This window comes from Bacillus sp. PAMC26543, from assembly GCF_014250375.1.
Lineage (GTDB): Bacteria > Bacillota > Bacilli > Bacillales > Bacillaceae > Bacillus > Bacillus halotolerans.
Map to the genome: position 1 here is coordinate 3,703,626 of NZ_CP060193.1, position 17,119 is coordinate 3,720,744.

19 protein-coding genes are annotated in these 17,119 nt (G+C 43.8%); 9 read left to right on the forward strand and 10 right to left on the reverse strand.

The features are described 5' to 3' along the window. Nucleotide 1: 1 nt before the first annotated feature. The gene (locus H7F27_RS18755) at nucleotides 2-316 is read right to left on the reverse strand and encodes an ArsR/SmtB family transcription factor (RefSeq protein ID WP_103671931.1); all 315 of its coding nucleotides are present in this window, start codon (nucleotides 314-316) and stop codon (nucleotides 2-4) included. 140 nt (nucleotides 317-456) lie between these two features. Between H7F27_RS18755 and H7F27_RS18760 the strand changes: the two genes are divergently transcribed. The 4 genes from H7F27_RS18760 (at nucleotide 457) to H7F27_RS18775 (ending at nucleotide 3,988) form a co-directional block, all read left to right on the forward strand. Continuing rightward, nucleotides 457-744 carry a putative quinol monooxygenase gene (locus tag H7F27_RS18760; RefSeq protein WP_003225015.1) on the forward strand — a complete coding sequence of 96 codons (288 nt, stop codon included), beginning with the start codon at nucleotides 457-459 and terminating at the stop codon, nucleotides 742-744. A 16-nt stretch (nucleotides 745-760) separates the two neighbouring features. Next, nucleotides 761-1,510, forward strand: a complete 750-nt coding sequence (locus tag H7F27_RS18765) for an NADPH-dependent oxidoreductase (RefSeq protein WP_024120222.1) — start codon at nucleotides 761-763, stop codon at nucleotides 1,508-1,510. A gap of 162 nt (nucleotides 1,511-1,672) precedes the next feature. Further along, complete coding sequence (locus H7F27_RS18770) at nucleotides 1,673-2,551, forward strand: TetR/AcrR family transcriptional regulator (protein WP_103671929.1); 879 nt, start codon at nucleotides 1,673-1,675, stop codon at nucleotides 2,549-2,551. Between the two features lie 18 nt (nucleotides 2,552-2,569). Further along, nucleotides 2,570-3,988 carry an MDR family MFS transporter gene (locus H7F27_RS18775; RefSeq protein WP_185848282.1) on the forward strand — a complete coding sequence of 473 codons (1,419 nt, stop codon included), beginning with the start codon at nucleotides 2,570-2,572 and terminating at the stop codon, nucleotides 3,986-3,988. 47 nt (nucleotides 3,989-4,035) lie between these two features. Here the strand turns inward: H7F27_RS18775 and H7F27_RS18780 are convergent, their stop codons facing one another. The 4 genes from H7F27_RS18780 to yclN are packed head-to-tail and all read right to left on the reverse strand — an operon-like array spanning nucleotide 4,036 to nucleotide 7,653. Next, nucleotides 4,036-4,989, reverse strand: coding sequence for a siderophore ABC transporter substrate-binding protein (locus H7F27_RS18780; RefSeq protein WP_024120219.1), 954 nt, complete (start codon nucleotides 4,987-4,989; stop codon nucleotides 4,036-4,038). A 21-nt stretch (nucleotides 4,990-5,010) separates the two neighbouring features. Next, nucleotides 5,011-5,769, reverse strand: a complete 759-nt coding sequence (gene yclP / locus H7F27_RS18785) for a petrobactin ABC transporter ATP-binding protein YclP (protein WP_095714087.1) — start codon at nucleotides 5,767-5,769, stop codon at nucleotides 5,011-5,013. Further along, nucleotides 5,763-6,710 carry a petrobactin ABC transporter permease YclO gene (gene yclO, locus H7F27_RS18790; protein ID WP_024120217.1) on the reverse strand — a complete coding sequence of 316 codons (948 nt, stop codon included), beginning with the start codon at nucleotides 6,708-6,710 and terminating at the stop codon, nucleotides 5,763-5,765. Before yclO ends, yclP begins: the two co-directional genes overlap by 7 nt. Then, nucleotides 6,703-7,653, reverse strand: a complete 951-nt coding sequence (gene yclN / locus H7F27_RS18795) for a petrobactin ABC transporter permease YclN (RefSeq protein ID WP_010333025.1) — start codon at nucleotides 7,651-7,653, stop codon at nucleotides 6,703-6,705. Before yclN ends, yclO begins: the two co-directional genes overlap by 8 nt. A 385-nt stretch (nucleotides 7,654-8,038) precedes the next feature. Here yclN and H7F27_RS18800 point away from each other — a divergent pair, with 385 nt between their 5' ends. The 3 genes from H7F27_RS18800 to H7F27_RS18810 all read left to right on the forward strand — a co-directional run bounded on the left by H7F27_RS18800 (nucleotide 8,039) and on the right by H7F27_RS18810 (nucleotide 9,903). Further along, the gene (locus H7F27_RS18800) at nucleotides 8,039-9,403 is read left to right on the forward strand and encodes an aspartate kinase (protein WP_185848283.1); all 1,365 of its coding nucleotides are present in this window, start codon (nucleotides 8,039-8,041) and stop codon (nucleotides 9,401-9,403) included. Nucleotides 9,404-9,553: 150 nt separating this feature from the next. Beyond that, a complete protein-coding gene (locus tag H7F27_RS18805) occupies nucleotides 9,554-9,664 on the forward strand; it encodes a YjcZ family sporulation protein (RefSeq protein WP_024120215.1) in 111 nt (36 codons plus the stop codon). Nucleotides 9,665-9,810: 146 nt separating this feature from the next. Next, nucleotides 9,811-9,903 (forward strand): YjcZ family sporulation protein, encoded by a 93-nt coding sequence (locus tag H7F27_RS18810; protein ID WP_024120214.1) that lies wholly within the window; start codon nucleotides 9,811-9,813, stop codon nucleotides 9,901-9,903. Nucleotides 9,904-10,007: 104 nt separating this feature from the next. Here the strand turns inward: H7F27_RS18810 and H7F27_RS18815 are convergent, their stop codons facing one another. The 4 genes from H7F27_RS18815 to yclJ form a co-directional block, all read right to left on the reverse strand. Beyond that, a complete protein-coding gene (locus tag H7F27_RS18815; protein WP_024120213.1) occupies nucleotides 10,008-10,130 on the reverse strand; it encodes a phosphatase RapC inhibitor PhrC in 123 nt (40 codons plus the stop codon). Then, nucleotides 10,114-11,262: a response regulator aspartate phosphatase RapC gene (gene rapC / locus H7F27_RS18820; RefSeq protein ID WP_024120212.1), complete on the reverse strand. Its 1,149-nt coding sequence runs from the start codon at nucleotides 11,260-11,262 to the stop codon at nucleotides 10,114-10,116. Before rapC ends, H7F27_RS18815 begins: the two co-directional genes overlap by 17 nt. Nucleotides 11,263-11,433: 171 nt before the next feature. Continuing rightward, nucleotides 11,434-12,858 (reverse strand): two-component system sensor histidine kinase YclK, encoded by a 1,425-nt coding sequence (locus tag H7F27_RS18825; protein WP_185848284.1) that lies wholly within the window; start codon nucleotides 12,856-12,858, stop codon nucleotides 11,434-11,436. Next, nucleotides 12,845-13,528 (reverse strand): two-component system response regulator YclJ, encoded by a 684-nt coding sequence (gene yclJ, locus H7F27_RS18830; protein ID WP_185848285.1) that lies wholly within the window; start codon nucleotides 13,526-13,528, stop codon nucleotides 12,845-12,847. The genes H7F27_RS18825 and yclJ overlap by 14 nt, the downstream gene beginning before the upstream one ends. A 212-nt stretch (nucleotides 13,529-13,740) precedes the next feature. Between yclJ and H7F27_RS18835 the strand changes: the two genes are divergently transcribed. Further along, the gene (locus H7F27_RS18835) at nucleotides 13,741-15,195 is read left to right on the forward strand and encodes an ABC transporter permease (protein WP_101860979.1); all 1,455 of its coding nucleotides are present in this window, start codon (nucleotides 13,741-13,743) and stop codon (nucleotides 15,193-15,195) included. Nucleotides 15,196-15,210: 15 nt separating this feature from the next. Further along, entirely contained in the window at nucleotides 15,211-15,891 is a 681-nt protein-coding gene (locus tag H7F27_RS18840; protein WP_185848286.1) for an ABC transporter ATP-binding protein, read from the forward strand. 102 nt (nucleotides 15,892-15,993) lie between these two features. Here the strand turns inward: H7F27_RS18840 and H7F27_RS18845 are convergent, their stop codons facing one another. After that, nucleotides 15,994-17,118 (reverse strand): endospore germination permease GerKB, encoded by a 1,125-nt coding sequence (locus tag H7F27_RS18845; RefSeq protein WP_101863982.1) that lies wholly within the window; start codon nucleotides 17,116-17,118, stop codon nucleotides 15,994-15,996. Nucleotide 17,119 lies beyond the last annotated feature (1 nt).

The following is a 17,119-nucleotide window of genomic DNA, read 5'->3' on the forward strand; positions in this document are numbered from 1 at the left end:
TTTACCAGCGCTCCTGGTCCACGTTCAGCACTGCTTCAAGCAGGCCCGGAAATGCCCTTTCAAGATCTTCTGTGCGAAGCGAATAATAACGGCGCTTTCCTTCTATGCGTACTTGAGCGATGCCCGATTCTCTTAATACTTTAAAATGGTGGGACAAGGTCGACTTTGCAACCTGTACATCAGCACAGGTGCCGCACGTTTTCTCTTTTGCTTCGGCCAATTGCTTCACCAGCTCTAAACGAAGCGGATCACTCAGTGCATGAAGAACCTTTGTCAGCTGCAATGTTTCTGTTTCTGGATGGTTTGGAATGTTCATGACACAAATGTATCACACAACAATTAGAATGACAATTTTACTATTTGAGGGTTTTTTCTTTACCTGATTTTGATTACATGGTACATTTAGTTCGATCAAATTCGAACAATAAATTTTAAAGACAAATGGAGGAGATTTACATGATCGTATTACAAGCTTATATCAAAGTAAAACCCGAAAAACGCGAAGAATTCTTGAGCGAGGCACAATCACTGGTTCAACATTCAAGAGCCGAGGAAGGCAACGCCCAATACGACCTTTTTGAAAAAGTAGGCGAAGAAAATACATTTGTGATGCTTGAACAATGGAAAGATGAAGCGGCGATGAAATCTCACAATGAAACTGCGCATTTCCAAGGATTTGTAGCAAAAGGCAAAGAACTGCTGAGCGCTCCTCTTGATGTTGTCCGCACAGAGCTCAGTGAGTAAAGAAAGGATGTCTCACATGAACGAAGTAATCAAATCATTAACAGACCACCGCTCCATCCGCAGCTATACGGATGAGCCAGTGTCAGAAGAGCAGCTAGACCATATTATACAAGCGGTGCAATCAGCCCCTACTTCTATCAATGGGCAGCAAGTGACCGTCATCGCAATTCAGGATAAAGAGCGGAAAAAGAAAATCTCCGAACTGGCGGGCGGACAGCCTTGGATTGACCAAGCTCCGGTTTTCTTGCTTTTCTGCGCAGACTTCAACCGGGCAAAAATTGCGCTTGAAGATCTGCATGACTTCAACATGGAAATCACAAACGGTTTAGAATCCGTTCTTGTCGGCGCTGTAGATGCCGGCATCGCACTTGGCACGGCGACAGCGGCAGCTGAATCACTCGGGCTTGGCACTGTTCCGATCGGCGCGGTTCGGGGAAACCCAAATGAACTGATCGAGCTGCTTCAGCTTCCGAAATACGTGTTCCCTGTATCGGGTCTAGTCGTCGGCCATCCTGCTGATCGTTCAGCGAAAAAACCTCGTCTTCCAAAGGCAGCGGTTTATCATAAAGAAACGTATTTGCAGCAGGACGAGCTGACATCACACATTCAGTCATATGATGAACAAATGGCCGAATACATGAAAAACCGGACCAACGGAAAAGAAACACGAAACTGGTCACAAGGCATCGCCTCATACTATGAGCGCCTGTACTATCCGCATATTCGTGAAATGCTCGAAAAACAAGGGTTTAAAGTTGAAAAATAAGCCTCACCCGGCCTGTCGGAATTCCGGCAGGCCTTTTTATTTGTCCGGATAAAATCCATTGACTTTCATTTTGTTTATTTGGTAAAATTTTATCAATGTTACTCATTGGTTTTCTGTGAACCAATGGGTTTTCTATTGTTCAAGAAAGAAGGAAGCCATGAGATGCTTGATAAAAAAACAGAAATCTTGTTAGCCGCGCGGAAGCTTTTTTCTGAAAAGGATTTTACGTCGGTTTCCATGCAGGCAATCGCAGAAGAATGTAAGATATCAAAAGCTTCGATATATAAGCTGTTTCAATCGAAGGAAGATTTGCTTTTGGAGCTGCTGACGTTTAACCAGAAGCAAATGGTGGCCGCGGCATCAAGACTGCAGGAAAATACCGCGCTGACACCGGAGGAGCGTTTGATTCAAAAGGTCAAAATGGAGCTGGAAGGATTCAGGCGGAATCAGCAGTTTTTTAATATGCTGACCTACGGAAACCCCAAGCTGCACAATGACCGTGTAAAACAGCATATCCATCAGACCAGATCAACGATTATCTGCTGGCACCGCGATTCGCTGATCCAGGCGTATGGAGAAACCATTCTCCCGTTTGTATGGGATTTGGTGATCATTCTTCACGGCATGATGCGTGAGTTTTTAATGCTGATCAAAATAGAGGAAAAACCGCTTGAGCTTGACCCGATCGCAGCGTTTATCATCAGCACCCTCAATCAGATTGTCAAAAACAGAGAAACACGGCAGTCCCTGCTTCCGCCTGAGACCATCGAGCTTTATATCCAATCGGCGTCCTCCTACCAGCCAAAGGATAAATCACTCCTGTTATCAGAAAGCCTGAAAGAATTACATAAAGGCATCTCTTCCCTGCCCGCCGCGGATTATGATATCGATGAGCTGACATCCGCTGCAGCCATGCTGGAAGAGGAAGCAAAAAAGGAAGAGCCCCGCGCCTTTTTACTGAAATCACTGATTGGCTATCTGGAACAAACCGGTGTTTTAACACAGCAAATTTCTATGTTAAAAACACTGTTAATTACTTAAAGAAAAGAAGGGATCTTATTGGACACAAGTATTGAAAAAAAACCGTTTAACCGTTCTGTCATTGTCGGCATTTTGTTAGCCGGGGCGTTTGTCGCCATTTTGAACCAGACACTGTTAATTACCGCTCTCCCCCATATCATGAGGGATTTTCATATAGATGCAAACCAAGCCCAATGGCTGACGACTTCATTTATGTTAACGAACGGTATTTTAATTCCGATTACTGCGTTTTTAATTGAAAAATTCACGAGCCGTACGCTTCTCATTACGGCGATGAGTATTTTCACTGCCGGAACAATCGTCGGCACGTTTGCCCCGAACTTTCCGGTTCTGCTGGCGGCCCGTATCATTCAGGCAGCCGGAGCCGGCATTATGATGCCGCTCATGCAGACAGTATTTTTAACGATCTTTCCGATTGAAAAGCGCGGCCAGGCTATGGGTATGGTCGGATTGGTCATCTCCTTCGCGCCTGCGATCGGACCGACTCTTTCAGGATGGGCAGTAGAAGCTTTCTCATGGAGATCATTGTTTTATATCATTCTTCCGTTTGCCGTGATCGATTTGCTTCTCGCTATCATTCTTATGAAAAACGTGACGACATTAAGAAAAACACAGATTGATATTTTTTCAGTTATCCTGTCGACATTTGGATTTGGCGGGCTGCTCTATGGCTTCTCAAGCGTCGGCTCTTACGGATGGACCAGCTCAACGGTTCTGATTTCACTGCTAGTGGGCGTGATCGCGCTGCTCTTATTTATTACAAGACAGATGAAGCTTGAAAAACCGATGCTGGAATTCCGCGTATTTACGTTTGGTATCTTCAGCTTAACAACCCTGCTGGGAACCCTTGTCTTTGCATTATTAATTGGTACAGAAACAATTCTGCCGCTGTATACACAAAACGTCAGAGACGTTACAGCCTTTGATACAGGGCTTATGCTTCTTCCGGGAGCCATTGTAATGGGCTTCATGTCACCGATTATCGGAAGAATTTTTGACCGTGTCGGCGGAAGAGGCCTGGCGATTGCAGGTTTCTGTATCATCTTCCTGACATCACTTCCGTTTATGCAGCTGACTGACCATACGTCACTGGCTTGGATTGTCGTTTTATATACCGTTCGTCTCTTAGGGACAGCGATGATTATGATGCCTGTGACAACAGCCGGAATCAATGCGCTGCCGCGCCACCTGATTCCGCACGGAACAGCGATGAACAATACGGTTCGCCAAGTCGGCGGCTCCATCGGAACTGCTCTCCTGGTATCCGTGATGAGCAACCAGGCGGCACATGCAGGAACCACAAATGTAAAACACGCCGCTCTGCACGGCATGAACGCCGCTTTTATCGTGGCAGCCTGCATCGCGCTTGCCGGCTTACTTCTATCCTTTACATTAAAGAAACCTCAGCGCCCTGCCGAACAGCAGCCGGCACGCTGATCCTATAAAAAAGAGCCCCGCTTTGAGAGCGGAGGCTCTTTTTGGTTTTACTTCTCTAAACCGTCTTTCACTTCTTTAATCATTTGCGTCATTGACTCAAGTCCGCCTCCTGATAAGTACCAAGTAGCTGAATCAAGGTAAACGACATGATTATTTTTCACGGCGTTTACGTTTTTCACATAGTCATTTTCAACGACTTGTTTTGTAGATGATGTTTCTCCGATTGCTGTACCGCGGTCAATAACAAACAGGTAATCAGGGTTTGTTTTTGAAATGTACTCATATGAAACGCTTTGTCCGTGAGTAGATGCTTTGATATTTTTATCAGCCGGTGTCACGCCGAATACGTCGTGGATCAGCCCGTATCTTGATTTAGAACCAAAGGCGCTGATTTTGCCGTCGTTCGCCATAATCACAAGGCCGTTTTTGTTTTTCTTTTCAGCTGTTTTCTTAAGATCCGCAATTGAGTTATCAATTGTTGCGAGCTCGTCTTTTACTTCATCTTCTTTATCAAAGATTTTACCGATTGTTTGTGCATCTGATTTAAATGATTCCATGTAGTTCGCTGTATCTACGCCAAGGTAAATGGTCGGTGCAATATTAGAGAATTCTTTGTAGGACTCAGATTGTCTGCCAGAGATAATGATCAGGTCAGGCTCTAAATCCGCTACTTTTTCAAAGTCTGGCTCTTTTAAGCTTCCGACATCAGCATATTTATCATCTTTGAATTTGGACAGATATTTAGGAAGGGCTTGTTTCGGCAGGCCCGCTACTTTATCATCAAGACCTAATTTATCTAATGTATCTAAGCTTCCTAAATCAAATACAACGACTTTTTTAGGGTTCTTTGTCACTTTTGTGCCGTTTTTGTCCAGCTGGTGTTTCACCGTCATTTGTTCTTTCTTCGTGTCAGAACCTTTGCTGCTTGAGCTTTGGTTTCCGCAAGCGGAAATGACAACAGCCGTCACCAATGCGATGAATAGAATTGCAAACTTTTTCATGCTCTTCACCTCTTCTGTATATTAAGAAAAATAAACACCTATTCTTTGGTTATCAATCGTCTGAATCGGGATGGTCATATCGTAGATTTCTTCAAGCACAGAGGTTTCAATCATCTCCTCCGGCGGCCCCTCTTTTACGATTCGGCCGTTTTTCAAAGCAACGATATGATCGGAGTAGACGGAAGCAAAGTTGATATCGTGAATTACGATCACGATTGTTTTTCCAAGCTCCTCTACCAGCCTCTTCAGAAGCTTCATAATTTCAACTGAATGTTTCATATCCAGATTGTTCAGCGGCTCATCCAGAAAAATGTAATCCGTGTCCTGGGCAATGACCATTGCGATAAAAGCCCTTTGGCACTGTCCGCCGCTCAGCTGATCCAAGTACTTATCCTGAATCTCCTCCAGCTTCATATAACTGAGCGCCTGGTTGATATGAACCCAGTCTTCCTCTGTCAGCCGGCCCTGTGAATAAGGGAATCTGCCGAAACTGACAAGGTCTTTGATGGTCAGTCTGATATTGATTTGGTTCGCCTGCTTTAAAATACTCATTTTTTTGGCAAGCTCTTTGCTGTCGCAGGTTCCGATCTCTTCTCCGTCTATGAAAATCTCACCGGAATCCTTTTTGATCAGGCGGCTCATAATAGACAGCAGCGTACTTTTGCCGGCGCCGTTAGGACCGATAAACGAGGTGATTTTGCCTTTTTGAATCGTGACTGACGTCTCTTCAAGGACAACTTTCCCTCCATATTGTTTGCTTACATTTTTGACCTCTACCATGATTTATTCTCCTTTAACAGCAAGTAGATAAAATAAATCCCGCCGGCAAAATTAATAATAACGCTCAGCGTCGTTGAGAAGGTGAATACTTTCTCAACCACAAACTGTCCCCCGACTAACGCAATAATGCTGATTAAAACAGAACCTGCGATTAAGTACGAATGCTTATATGTTTTCAGAAATTCTCTCGCCAGGTTGACAACGAGAAGCCCCAAGAACATAATCGGGCCGACAAGCGCTGTAGAAACAGAAACAAGGATCGCGATCACGATCAGCATCTGTTTGACAACTTTGTCGTAGTTAATGCCCAAATTGACGGCGTGTTCACGGCCGAGTGACAGCACGTCAAAAAATTTCGTGAAACGCCAGACATAGATACCGGTCAGCAGGAAGATGATGAAGGCGAGCCATAACAAATCAGTGTTGATGTTGTTAAAGCTGGCAAACATTTTGTCCTGCACAACCTGAAACTCATTCGGATCAATCAGCATCTGCATAAAGGAAGACAGACTGCTGAACAGCGTGCCGAACACGATTCCGATGAGCAGAAGAAAGAAGATATTTTTCCCCTCACCTTTGAACATGATCTGATAGAGAACAAAAGAAAACAGCACCATCAGCAAAACAGAGATGATGAAGTTGATGTTTTTATTCATGATTACGATATTCATAGAACCGAACAAAAAGATGATGACGGTCTGAATCAGCATATAGAGAGAATCAAGGCCTAAAATGCTGGGCGTCAGGATGCGGTTATTCGAGATGGTTTGGAAGATCATCGTCGAAAACGCAATCGCTCCGCCTGTCAGCATAATGGCAGCGACTTTTTTGATTCTTCTCGGCAGTGTGTAATCCCAATTGCCTAAGTCATAAAACAGAAACAAACCGATACATACAACGGCTATACCAACGAGCAACGCAATTTTCATCTGGTTACGCATACGCTTTTCTCCTTAACAGCATAAACAGGAAAATGCCGCTGCCGATGATTCCGACCATCAGACCAATCGAGATTTCATATGGGAAGATAATGACTCTGCCCAATATATCGCAAAACAGAACAAAAACCGCTCCCAGCAGCGCAGTGTGCGGCAGGCTGTTTTTCAGGTTGTCTCCTCTGTAGATCGATACAATGTTCGGGATGATTAAACCGAGAAACGGAAGCATACCGACAGTCAAAATGACAAGTGACGTAATCAGGGATACGATAATGAGCCCGATGTTCACAACCCGTTTATACTTGAGGCCGAGGTTGACAGAAAAGCTTTCTCCCATACCCGCCACTGTAAATTTATCCGCATAAACATAGGCAATGATGACAAGCGGAATACTCAGATAAAGAAGCTCGTATCTCCCTTTCACAACTAAGGAGAAATCCCCCTGAAGCCATGATGACACGTTCTGGATCAGGTCATATTTATACGCGATAAACGTCGCGATTGAGCTGACGATATTCCCGAGCATTAAACCGACTAGCGGAATAAAGATGGTGTCGTTAAACTTGATTCTTTCAAGAATTTTCATAAACAGAAAATTGCCGACTAAAGCAAAGACAAAAGCAATCAGCATTTTCATTAAAGGACTTGCCGATGTAAACAGAAGCAAGGATATTAAGATTCCCAGCCTCGCCCAGTCCATCGTGCCGGCCGTTGTCGGTGACACGAATTTGTTTCTGGTGATCTGCTGCATAATCAGCCCGCAGATGCTCATGCTCATGCCCGCGATTAGAATGCTGATCAGCCGCGGCAAACGGCTGGCAAAGAGCGTTGACGCCTCTTCTTTGCTTAAATCAAAGAGATCAAGCGGTGACAGATCTTCTACGCCGATAAATACAGAAGTGACTGCTAATATGATAAGTAGAAAAAATAAGTAACGTAGCTTCATGCTGCCTCCTTACATCCTCACAGCAAAAAGAACGTATCTCCTACTCCGCAAGGACTCAAAACAATATGGCCATATAGTAATTGATTATCATTATCATTTACATATTACCATTTTTCTAGTGTTAGTCAATATTCTTTAAAAATATTAACTTCGTTATCTATTCAATTTTACTAATCATTCAAACCATTTCCCATCACAAATCGTTAGTCTGTTTACCATATTTATCTTCACTATGCTTCAGGTTCGTCATCAGACCTGACACAATTCCTCTCTATAAATACAAATGTTCATTCCACAAAGAAATTTCTCCTTGATTTACAGAACTGAAAGAGGGATAATAAATACTAAATTTGTGTGAAAATTTTAAACATTAGGAGATGTAAACATGAAGGTCGTTAAATTCGGAGGCAGCTCACTCGCTTCAGGCGCACAGCTTGAAAAGGTGTTTCAAATCGTAACCTCAGATCCCGCGCGCAAAGCTGTAGTGGTTTCGGCTCCGGGCAAACGCTATTCCGAGGATACGAAAGTGACTGATCTCTTAATCGCATGTGCTGAACAGTATTTATCATCCGGCAGCGCCCCTGAACTGGCGGAAGCGGTCATTGAACGGTATGCTCTGATCGCAAATGAGCTTCAGCTTGAGCCGTGTATTATAGAAAAAATCCGTGATGATTTGTTTACGCTTTTAGAAGGAGATAAAAGCAATCCCGTACAATATTTGGACGCAGTCAAAGCAAGCGGTGAGGATAACAACGCTAAGCTGATTGCCGCCTATTTCCGCCACAAAGGCGTGAAAGCGGAATATGTGAACCCGAAGGATGCCGGCCTTTTTGTAACAAACGAACCCGGCAACGCGCAGGTGCTGCCTGAATCGTATCAAAATCTCTTTCAGCTGAGAGAGCGTGAAGGCCTCATCATATTCCCCGGCTTTTTCGGGTTCAGCAAGGATGGCGATGTGATGACATTCTCACGGAGCGGTTCTGATATTACAGGCTCCATTTTGGCCAACGGTCTTCAGGCCGATCTGTACGAAAACTTTACTGATGTAGATGCCGTGTACTCTGTTAATCCTTCCATTGTTGAGAACCCGAAGGAAATCCACGAGCTGACATACAGAGAGATGCGCGAGCTGTCGTACGCAGGCTTTTCAGTGTTTCATGATGAAGCGCTCATTCCGGCATTCAGAGCGGGCATTCCCGTACAGATCAAAAATACGAACAACCCGTCGGCGAACGGAACACGCGTCGTCAGCAAACGTGATAACACTAACGGTCCTGTCGTCGGCATTGCCAGCGATACCGGCTTTTGCAGCATTTATATCAGCAAGTATTTAATGAACAGAGAAATCGGGTTTGGCCGCAGAGCCCTTCAAATCCTAGAAGAACACGGTTTGACGTATGAGCATGTTCCATCGGGAATTGATGACATGACGATCATCTTAAGACAGGGCCAAATGGATGCTTCGGCCGAACGAAGCGTAATGAAGCAGATTAAAGAGAACCTTCATGCCGATGAAGTCATTGTCGAGCACAATCTGGCGCTGATTATGGTTGTAGGAGAAGCAATGCGCCATAATGTCGGCACAACGGCAAGAGCGGCCAAAGCCTTATCACAGGCGAAAGTAAATATCGAAATGATTAACCAAGGATCTTCTGAAGTGAGCATGATGTTCGGCGTAAAGGAAGCCGAAGCAAGAAAAGCCGTCCAAGCATTATACCGGGAGTTTTTCGCGGGTGTGCTGGTCTCTTAATCTATACATAAAAGCGGGCGGCAGGGCCCGCTTTTTATATTGCCCGCCGCGATAGCCTCATTGTTCATTTTTTGCCTTGTCACTATTATCCCTATCAATCCGGCCATGTCCGCATATTTTGTAGTATCCATCATAGGGAGGTGAAGCCTTATGTCAGGATACGCTAACGGCGGCGGTTACGGCATCGGTTCTTTCGCTTTGATCGTTGTATTGTTTATTCTATTGATTATCGTAGGTACTGCATTTACAAGAGGCTTCTAAGTCTGCAGTACAGCGCCGTAAGACAATATCATTGTCATGCGGCGTTTTTTAGTTGTTTTCTTTATTTTTCAATCTATATCTTGAAAGCCCTGTCCGCCGCGTTTATGCAGCATATCATAAAGTAATCTCACAAGGAGGTGGCACAGATGTCTGGTTACGGAAACTCTTTTGCTTTGATTGTTGTGTTATTTATCCTCTTAATTATCGTGGGAACTGCGTTTTTTAACGGAGGCTACTAAGAAAAAGGAATCTCCATGAATCAGGCGGCGCCGTAAGGTCCATATCCTGCGTTGCTGTTTCTTTAAAAGAAAACCCCTTCTCGTATTGAGAAGGGGCCTGGTTCTTACGTCATTCCTCTTTCTGTGACATGAAAGTCGGATGCTTCAGCATGTTCAGAGACGCCAACCGCTGTAAAAACAGCTGCTGCAGCCAAACAAATAACAAATAACTTAGATTTCAATTTCATACAAACCTTCACTCCTTTGTATTTGTTTTCTTGCCTCTTCAACTCTAAGAAAGTAGGAAGCAGACAGTTCAAACCATTTTTGTTCATAGTAATATTTTGCTACTTCTAGGCCTAAATCCTCTATATCAGCATACATATTTTTATTTTTTAAATATCGGAAACATCGTTCGATTCCTTCTGTATTGGGCTGTGCCTGATATAGGGATTGTAAAAACTCAAATTTTACCGCGTAGTCTGCATCGTCTGTTTCTTTAGCATATTCATAGCCCCTCTTGTGATATTCCGAGGCCTTCTCATGTTTTCCGCGTTTATAATAAATAAGTGTTATTAAAAAATATGCTTGAGGCAGAGAATTGGTGATTCTGCTGTTTTCAAAAGTGGAAACCGCTTTCTCAAAATGTTCAATGGCAGGGTCGAGAAGGTCTTGATTGTAATAACACAGCCCTAAATTATAAAATGCTCTTCCGACCAATTGGGCTTTTTGTTCCGCTTCCGCCATCTCCAGCGCCAATTTGAAATGCCGTGCGGCTTGTTCAAAATTTCTCTCATCCATGAGGTTAACCCCGAACACAAAATGGCATTGGATAATCCGAACATTATAGGTTTCCTGCTCTACATAAATTTCATATGCATTTTTGATATGAATCAATGAAAAGTACGTTTGCTTCATATAATAATAAGCTTCCGCGATTTTAAAATAAAATTCAGCCCGTTCAATATGATCGGAAACAAAAGAAAGTTTTTTCTCCGCCTGTTTGTAATATGTAATGGCAGAAATAAATTCCCGCTTATCAAACTCATACATTCCGCGGAAAAAATTCACATAATAATCGAGAAGCCCTTTCAGATCAGCTTGGTTGCTGTCTATATTTCGTGATAATTCAGACAGGCTTGGCTGGTCTTCGATATTTAATTTCTCCAGCGGCTCGAGATAATCAAGCATAAGCTGGTGGCGAAATTCCATTAGTGAGTAATATAACAGCAAGTTGGAATCATGCTGCATGTGTTTCAGTTCCTGCTGGATTTCAGCTTTTAGCACCTCGGCATCCGGCACGCTGAAGGTCCGGATATATTTGTACCACTCGTTAATTTTTTGACCGACCGCTGAAGAAGGAATTACCCCGCTCTTCATTCCTTCACCCTCTCCCATCAAAAACTGTTTATGTCATATTTTATCATGTTTACAGACTGTCCTAACCCGAAAAACACGCAATCTTTATTTCGGGAGCACGCAATAAAAAAAGGAATACCGAAGCGCTGTTAGAAAGAAGAAGGCGGCAGCATCTGACGATATGCCGCCGCCTTACATGATTGATTGCTGTTTTGCAGGTAAAGGAAGGCGGATAATGAATGTTGTGCCTTTCCCTTGTTCACTTTTAATGTCTATTGTGCCTTGATGCATTTCTACAAGCTGCTTGACGATGGAGAGGCCGAGGCCGTATTCTCCGTACGCCGTGTTCGTTCTTGAAATATCAGCTTTGTAGAACCGCTCCCAAATATGCTCGATATCCTCTTTTGAAATGCCGATTCCCGTATCTTCAATTTCGATAATGGTCTCTTTATATCCTTCTGTTCCCCGCAGCCAAATGTCACCGTGCTGCGTAAATTGGATGCTGTTTTTCGTAATGTTCACAAGGATTTGAATTAACCGGTCATAGTCGGCATGAACGATCACGCTGTCCTCCACCTGAATCATCAGCTTATTTTGCTTTTCTTCCGCCTGCTGTTCAAGGTGCTCTTTTATGATTTCGAATACCTCAATCAGCGGAACGTCAAGCTTGTTCAGGGTGATTTGCTGTGATCTGATTTTTTCGTAATCGAGATTTTCTTTTACGAGACGCAGCATTCGCTTCGTTCCCTCACTGATGAGCGAGAAGCATTTTTCTTTATTCTCGTCTGGAATCGTTTTGCTGTTCAGCCCTTCAACCAAACCGTTAATGGTTGTCAGCGGCGTTCTTAATTCATGGGATACATCGGCAATAAACTGCCTTCTCCGCTTCTCAAGCCGGTCGATTTCATCCTTTGACTGCTTTAATTTTTTCGCCATGATATTAAAGTCAGACGCCAGCACCCCGATTTCATCCCGGTAGCCGTTTTCCAAGTGGATGTCATAGTCGCCGGAAGCTACTTTATCCGTTGCTTCTCTCAGCTTTTGAATGCGTTTCACATGGAATTTGGAAAGCAGCCAGCTGACGAGAATGGTAATGACAAGCGTGCTGGTTATCGCGTAAAACATATAGAGGTTGACCTGGTTAATCATTTGCTCTACGCCGCTGATTGGAGAAATCAGCAGTACCGCGCCTTTAAATTCATTGTTAACAAAAATCGGCTGTGCAACAAGGGAAACCTCATCGTTAAAACGGCCATCCGCTCTGTTCATGACCACCTGCCCTTTTTTCAGCTTCTCCCACTCCGCTTTCTTCAGCTTTTCCCGTGGGTGAAAGTCTTCAGGGTGAAAATAAGGCTGCTGTGCTTCATTAAAGATGATAAACTGTGTCTTTCTTGTGCGTAATATATCCTGATATGGGTACAGCCGGCGCATATCAACCTGGCCGGTTTGAAATTCGCTTGCAATCTGCACCGAATATGACGTCAGTTCCTCTACTTTATTTTGGTAGGCAAACTCTTTCACAAAGTGAGAAAAAAGAGAAATAATGATAACAAATGCTAAAATTAATATGCTGACATGGCTCAGCAGCAGCTGATATAAATATTTAATCCTCATCAAATTTATACCCTACTCCCCATACAGTATATAGGAAAGGCCTGTCCTCACTTGCAAGCTTTTTCCGCAGCCGTTTAATATGAACATCGACAGTCCGTTCGTCTCCGTAGAACTGATAGCCCCATACCTGCTCAAGCAGCTGCTCTCTGGAAAACACCTGCCGCGGGTTCTGCACAAGGTAATAAAGCAGGTCAAATTCCTTAGGCGTGAGGTTTACAACAGGCTCCCCATTTAATAATACTTCTCTCGTCTTTTTATTAATTTTAAAGCATTCCGATTCAATCGTATCTTCTTCCGCTGCCGCCTTGCCCGTCGCCTGATATCTTCTGTTCACGGCTTTGATGCGGGCAACCAATGTCAGCGGGCTGAATGGCTTCGTCACATAATCGTCCGCACCCATCTCAAAGCCGATCACCTGATCTGATTCGGTGTCTCTGGCAGTCAGCATGATAATCGGAACCGTGCTTGTCTCTCTTATTTTTCTGCAGATGGTTACGCCGTCCATAGACGGAAGCATAATATCCAGAATCACCAAATCCCAATTCTCTTCAGCAAAGCGCTGATACCCCTCTAAACCGTCATGAACAAATTCAGCTTCAAAACCTTCTTTAAAAAAGAACATCTCTGTCATCGTACAAACACTTACGTTATCTTCTATCATTAAAATTTTCATTGGATCCTCCGATTGTTTTGATGCTTTTCTATATAATAGCACCATTTTATACAGAGAATTTTGGGTTTCACAATTGTTAGTTTTTATTTCATCAACTAGAAATAGATTGTTCATATTTTTTTCATACCTTTGGACTACTATAAATTTATCAACAAGCGGGCCTGCCTCACAGGCGGTCTTATCTATAAAAATACCTATACGGAGGAACATAAATGAATTTTATCAAACGGGCTTTTTGGAACATGAAGGCCAAAAAAGGAAAAACGTTTTTGCAGTTATTTGTGTTTACAGTGATTTGTATATTTGTTCTGTCTGGCCTCACGATCCAGTCAGCAGCTCAAAAATCCAGCGACCTTGCCAGACAGGAGCTGGGCGGAAGCGTTACGCTTCAAGTTGACCGCCAAAAACAAATGGAGAAGCAGCAGGACAGCGGTGAAAAACGCAGCTTCGAATCTACACCGATAAAAGTGTCTGATGCCAATAAGCTGACAGCGCTTGATCATGTGAAGAGCTACAACTTCATTACATCAGCTTCAGCCAACGCCGGAAACTTCGATGCGATTGAAAGCTCAAGCTCTAGTGATTCGAGCACAGACTCAAGCTCAAGCGATACAAAAGGCGCTCCAATGCAAGGCGGAAAACAAATGGTTCAAGCCGATCTTTCGATTGAAGGCGTCATCAGCACGTCGCTGTTAGAGGAATTCTCTGACGGAGATTCAAAAATCACAGACGGGCGCGCGATTACAAAATCTGATGTCGGCAAAAACGTCACAGTGATCAATGAAACATTAGCAGAAGAAAATGATGTAAGCGTTGGGGATTCCATCACAATAGAATCAGCAACAGACGAAGATACAACAGTCAAACTGAAGATTGTCGGTATTTATAAAACAACGTCTTCAGGCGATGACCAAGCCCAGAATTTCTCATTCTTAAATCCTTACAATAAGCTTTACACACCTTACACAGCAACAGCGGCTCTGAAAGGTGACGATTATAAAAACACGATTGATTCAGCTGTTTATGATATGGACGATGCTGAACATATTGATGCATTCGTTAAAGCAGCGAAGAAAACGTCAATCGACTTTGATACGTTTACTTTAAATACAAACGATCAGCTTTACCAGCAAATGGTCGGCCCGATCGAAAATGTAGCTTCTTTTTCTAAAAACGTTGTGTACCTTGTATCAGTGGCAGGCGCTGTCATTCTTGGCCTCATTGTCATGATGTCAATCAGAGAACGCAAATATGAGATGGGTGTGTTAATGGCTATCGGTGAAAAACGGTGGAAGCTGATTGGCCAGTTCTTAACTGAGATTCTGATCGTGGCTGTTGTGGCCATCGGCATTGCATCAGTGACTGGAAATTTGGTCGCCAACCAGCTCGGCAATCAGCTCTTATCCCAGCAGATCAGTTCATCAACTGATTCAACACAAACCGCAAGCGGCCAAATGCCCGGCGGCGGGGGCGGCATGGGCCACGGAATGTTCGGCCAAAGCTCTTCAAACGCGGACGTCATTGATTCACTGAATGTGGCAGTTTCGATGAACGATATGCTTGTTCTCGGCGGAATCGGAATGTTAATCGCTGTCATTGCAACGCTGCTGCCGTCTATTTCAGTACTGCGGCTCCACCCGAAAACGATATTGACAAAACAGGAATAGAAAGAGGCGAAACGAATGAGCTTATTAGAATTTCAACAAGTCGGCTACTGGTATAAGGACAAAAACCAGCCCTTGTTTCAGGATATTAATATCAGCTTTGAAAAAGGTAAATTTTATACAATCATCGGCACCTCAGGGACAGGAAAAACGACCTTCCTGTCTCTGGCAGGCGGACTTGACGCACCTAAAGAAGGACATATCCTTTATGGCGGAAAAGCTGTTTCTAAAATCGGATTGACGAATTTCAGAAATAAATACGTATCAATTGTCTTTCAGGCGTACAACCTGCTTCCATATATGACAGCTCTGCAAAATGTGACAACCGCCATGGAAATCACAGGTTCAAAGGAAAAGAATAAAGAAGCATATGCGTTGGAGATGCTGGAGAAGGTCGGCATCAATGAAAAACAAGCCCGGCAAAAGGTGCTGACATTAAGCGGCGGACAGCAGCAGCGTGTTTCCATTACAAGAGCGTTTTGCTGTGACACGGACTTGATCGTTGCCGATGAACCGACCGGAAACCTTGATGAGGATACGTCAAAAGAAATTGTGCGGCTCTTTCAGGATTTGGCGCACAAAGAAAATAAATGCATCATCATGGTGACGCATGATGAACAAATTGCAAGGGTATCTGACATTACCATCAGACTTTCACGAGGAAGCTTTACTGTGACGGAAAACGCCGCAGTCGTATAACAAAAACGCGCCTCTGCCAGTGCAGACAGGGGCGCAACCTAAATCCCCCTTTTATATAGAAGTGAACGTAAAAAGAGCGGCGGCTGCATCCCCCCGCTCTTTTTATTGTTTCTGTTTTTCAGCCTGCTTTGATTTCTCTCTTCTCTTCTTTTTCCAAACAGCGAGGATAAACAGAAATAATGGAAACAGCACTTGAAAGGGCAAATGAATGTACAGCGGCACTACTTTCAGCCCTTCATTTAAATGCTCTGAAAAGTTGGTGGCAATTGCGATAGAGAGGATGAGTATGCCCAGTCCCATTGGATATGCCAACTGTGAAGGATTTTTTTCCTTAAAAAGAGTGGACGCACCCACCACCACCGCATACAGATAGAGGCTGACTTTGAAGAAGCCGCCGATAATCAGTGCCAGCATAAAAAAGATATCAAGCCGATCCAGAAATTCTTCCACTTTGATTGTCTGAATCGTACTTAAAAGCGGAAACTGCGATCGCAATGTCAGATCAACATCAAGCACACTGATATTAATCGCTACGGTAAGCGCCACAACCAATCCGCTGATGACCATAGCGAGCATCCCCACTTTTTTGACATTCTTGCGATCATTGAGATTAGGGAAAATCATTACAAATAAAACAATTTCACCGAACGGAACGTACATGGTTTGTGTGAAAACAGAATGAATAACAGGGAAAATCCCGTCTGCTAAAACCGGTTTTAAATTTTTCAGATCTATGGAACCCGATACAATGATCAGCACGAGACCGAGCGCACCCAATAGATACATTGCCCCGAAGAGAAGCTCACCCGCCCGCGCCAGCACTTCAATTCCTTTTCTGACGGCATATATGCTGACCACCATTAGTAAAGCATTCACGATGATAATCGGAGTATCATGGTAAGCAAACGTCAGCAGCATTTCTCCGAAATCACGCAGCACCCGGGCGGCAATATATGCAAAATACAAGATATAAAGAAACGAAAAGAACCAGCTCAGCTTTTTGCCGAGCATATCATCCATGTATTCTTTCGGGGAGAACTCCGGATAGCATTGATAGATCCCCTGATACAAGTAAAAAAGAAATAAACCAACTGCACAGCCTAATAGCACTGCTATCCAGGCATCCCGGCCCGCCATCGTTCCCGGTGTAATCAATAAGGAGCTGCCCAGCTCAAAAATGATCATCATGACAAACAGCTGCCTAATGCTGATTTTGGCTTTTTCCATC

What these genes read in the sequence shown, in the direction of transcription:
- H7F27_RS18755 (WP_103671931.1), bottom strand. Translation starts at nt 316, where the DNA reads ATGAACATTCCAAACCATCCAGAAACAGAAACATTGCAGCTGACAAAG.
- H7F27_RS18760 (WP_003225015.1), top strand. Translation starts at nt 457, where the DNA reads ATGATCGTATTACAAGCTTATATCAAAGTAAAACCCGAAAAACGCGAA.
- H7F27_RS18765 (WP_024120222.1), top strand. Translation starts at nt 761, where the DNA reads ATGAACGAAGTAATCAAATCATTAACAGACCACCGCTCCATCCGCAGC.
- H7F27_RS18770 (WP_103671929.1), top strand. Translation starts at nt 1,673, where the DNA reads ATGCTTGATAAAAAAACAGAAATCTTGTTAGCCGCGCGGAAGCTTTTT.
- H7F27_RS18780 (WP_024120219.1), bottom strand. Translation starts at nt 4,989, where the DNA reads ATGAAAAAGTTTGCAATTCTATTCATCGCATTGGTGACGGCTGTTGTC.
- yclP (WP_095714087.1), bottom strand. Translation starts at nt 5,769, where the DNA reads ATGGTAGAGGTCAAAAATGTAAGCAAACAATATGGAGGGAAAGTTGTC.
- yclO (WP_024120217.1), bottom strand. Translation starts at nt 6,710, where the DNA reads ATGCGTAACCAGATGAAAATTGCGTTGCTCGTTGGTATAGCCGTTGTA.
- yclN (WP_010333025.1), bottom strand. Translation starts at nt 7,653, where the DNA reads ATGAAGCTACGTTACTTATTTTTTCTACTTATCATATTAGCAGTCACT.
- H7F27_RS18800 (WP_185848283.1), top strand. Translation starts at nt 8,039, where the DNA reads ATGAAGGTCGTTAAATTCGGAGGCAGCTCACTCGCTTCAGGCGCACAG.
- H7F27_RS18805 (WP_024120215.1), top strand. Translation starts at nt 9,554, where the DNA reads ATGTCAGGATACGCTAACGGCGGCGGTTACGGCATCGGTTCTTTCGCT.
- H7F27_RS18810 (WP_024120214.1), top strand. Translation starts at nt 9,811, where the DNA reads ATGTCTGGTTACGGAAACTCTTTTGCTTTGATTGTTGTGTTATTTATC.
- H7F27_RS18815 (WP_024120213.1), bottom strand. Translation starts at nt 10,130, where the DNA reads ATGAAATTGAAATCTAAGTTATTTGTTATTTGTTTGGCTGCAGCAGCT.
- rapC (WP_024120212.1), bottom strand. Translation starts at nt 11,262, where the DNA reads ATGAAGAGCGGGGTAATTCCTTCTTCAGCGGTCGGTCAAAAAATTAAC.
- yclJ (WP_185848285.1), bottom strand. Translation starts at nt 13,528, where the DNA reads ATGAAAATTTTAATGATAGAAGATAACGTAAGTGTTTGTACGATGACA.
- H7F27_RS18835 (WP_101860979.1), top strand. Translation starts at nt 13,741, where the DNA reads ATGAATTTTATCAAACGGGCTTTTTGGAACATGAAGGCCAAAAAAGGA.
- H7F27_RS18840 (WP_185848286.1), top strand. Translation starts at nt 15,211, where the DNA reads ATGAGCTTATTAGAATTTCAACAAGTCGGCTACTGGTATAAGGACAAA.
- H7F27_RS18845 (WP_101863982.1), bottom strand. Translation starts at nt 17,118, where the DNA reads ATGGAAAAAGCCAAAATCAGCATTAGGCAGCTGTTTGTCATGATGATC.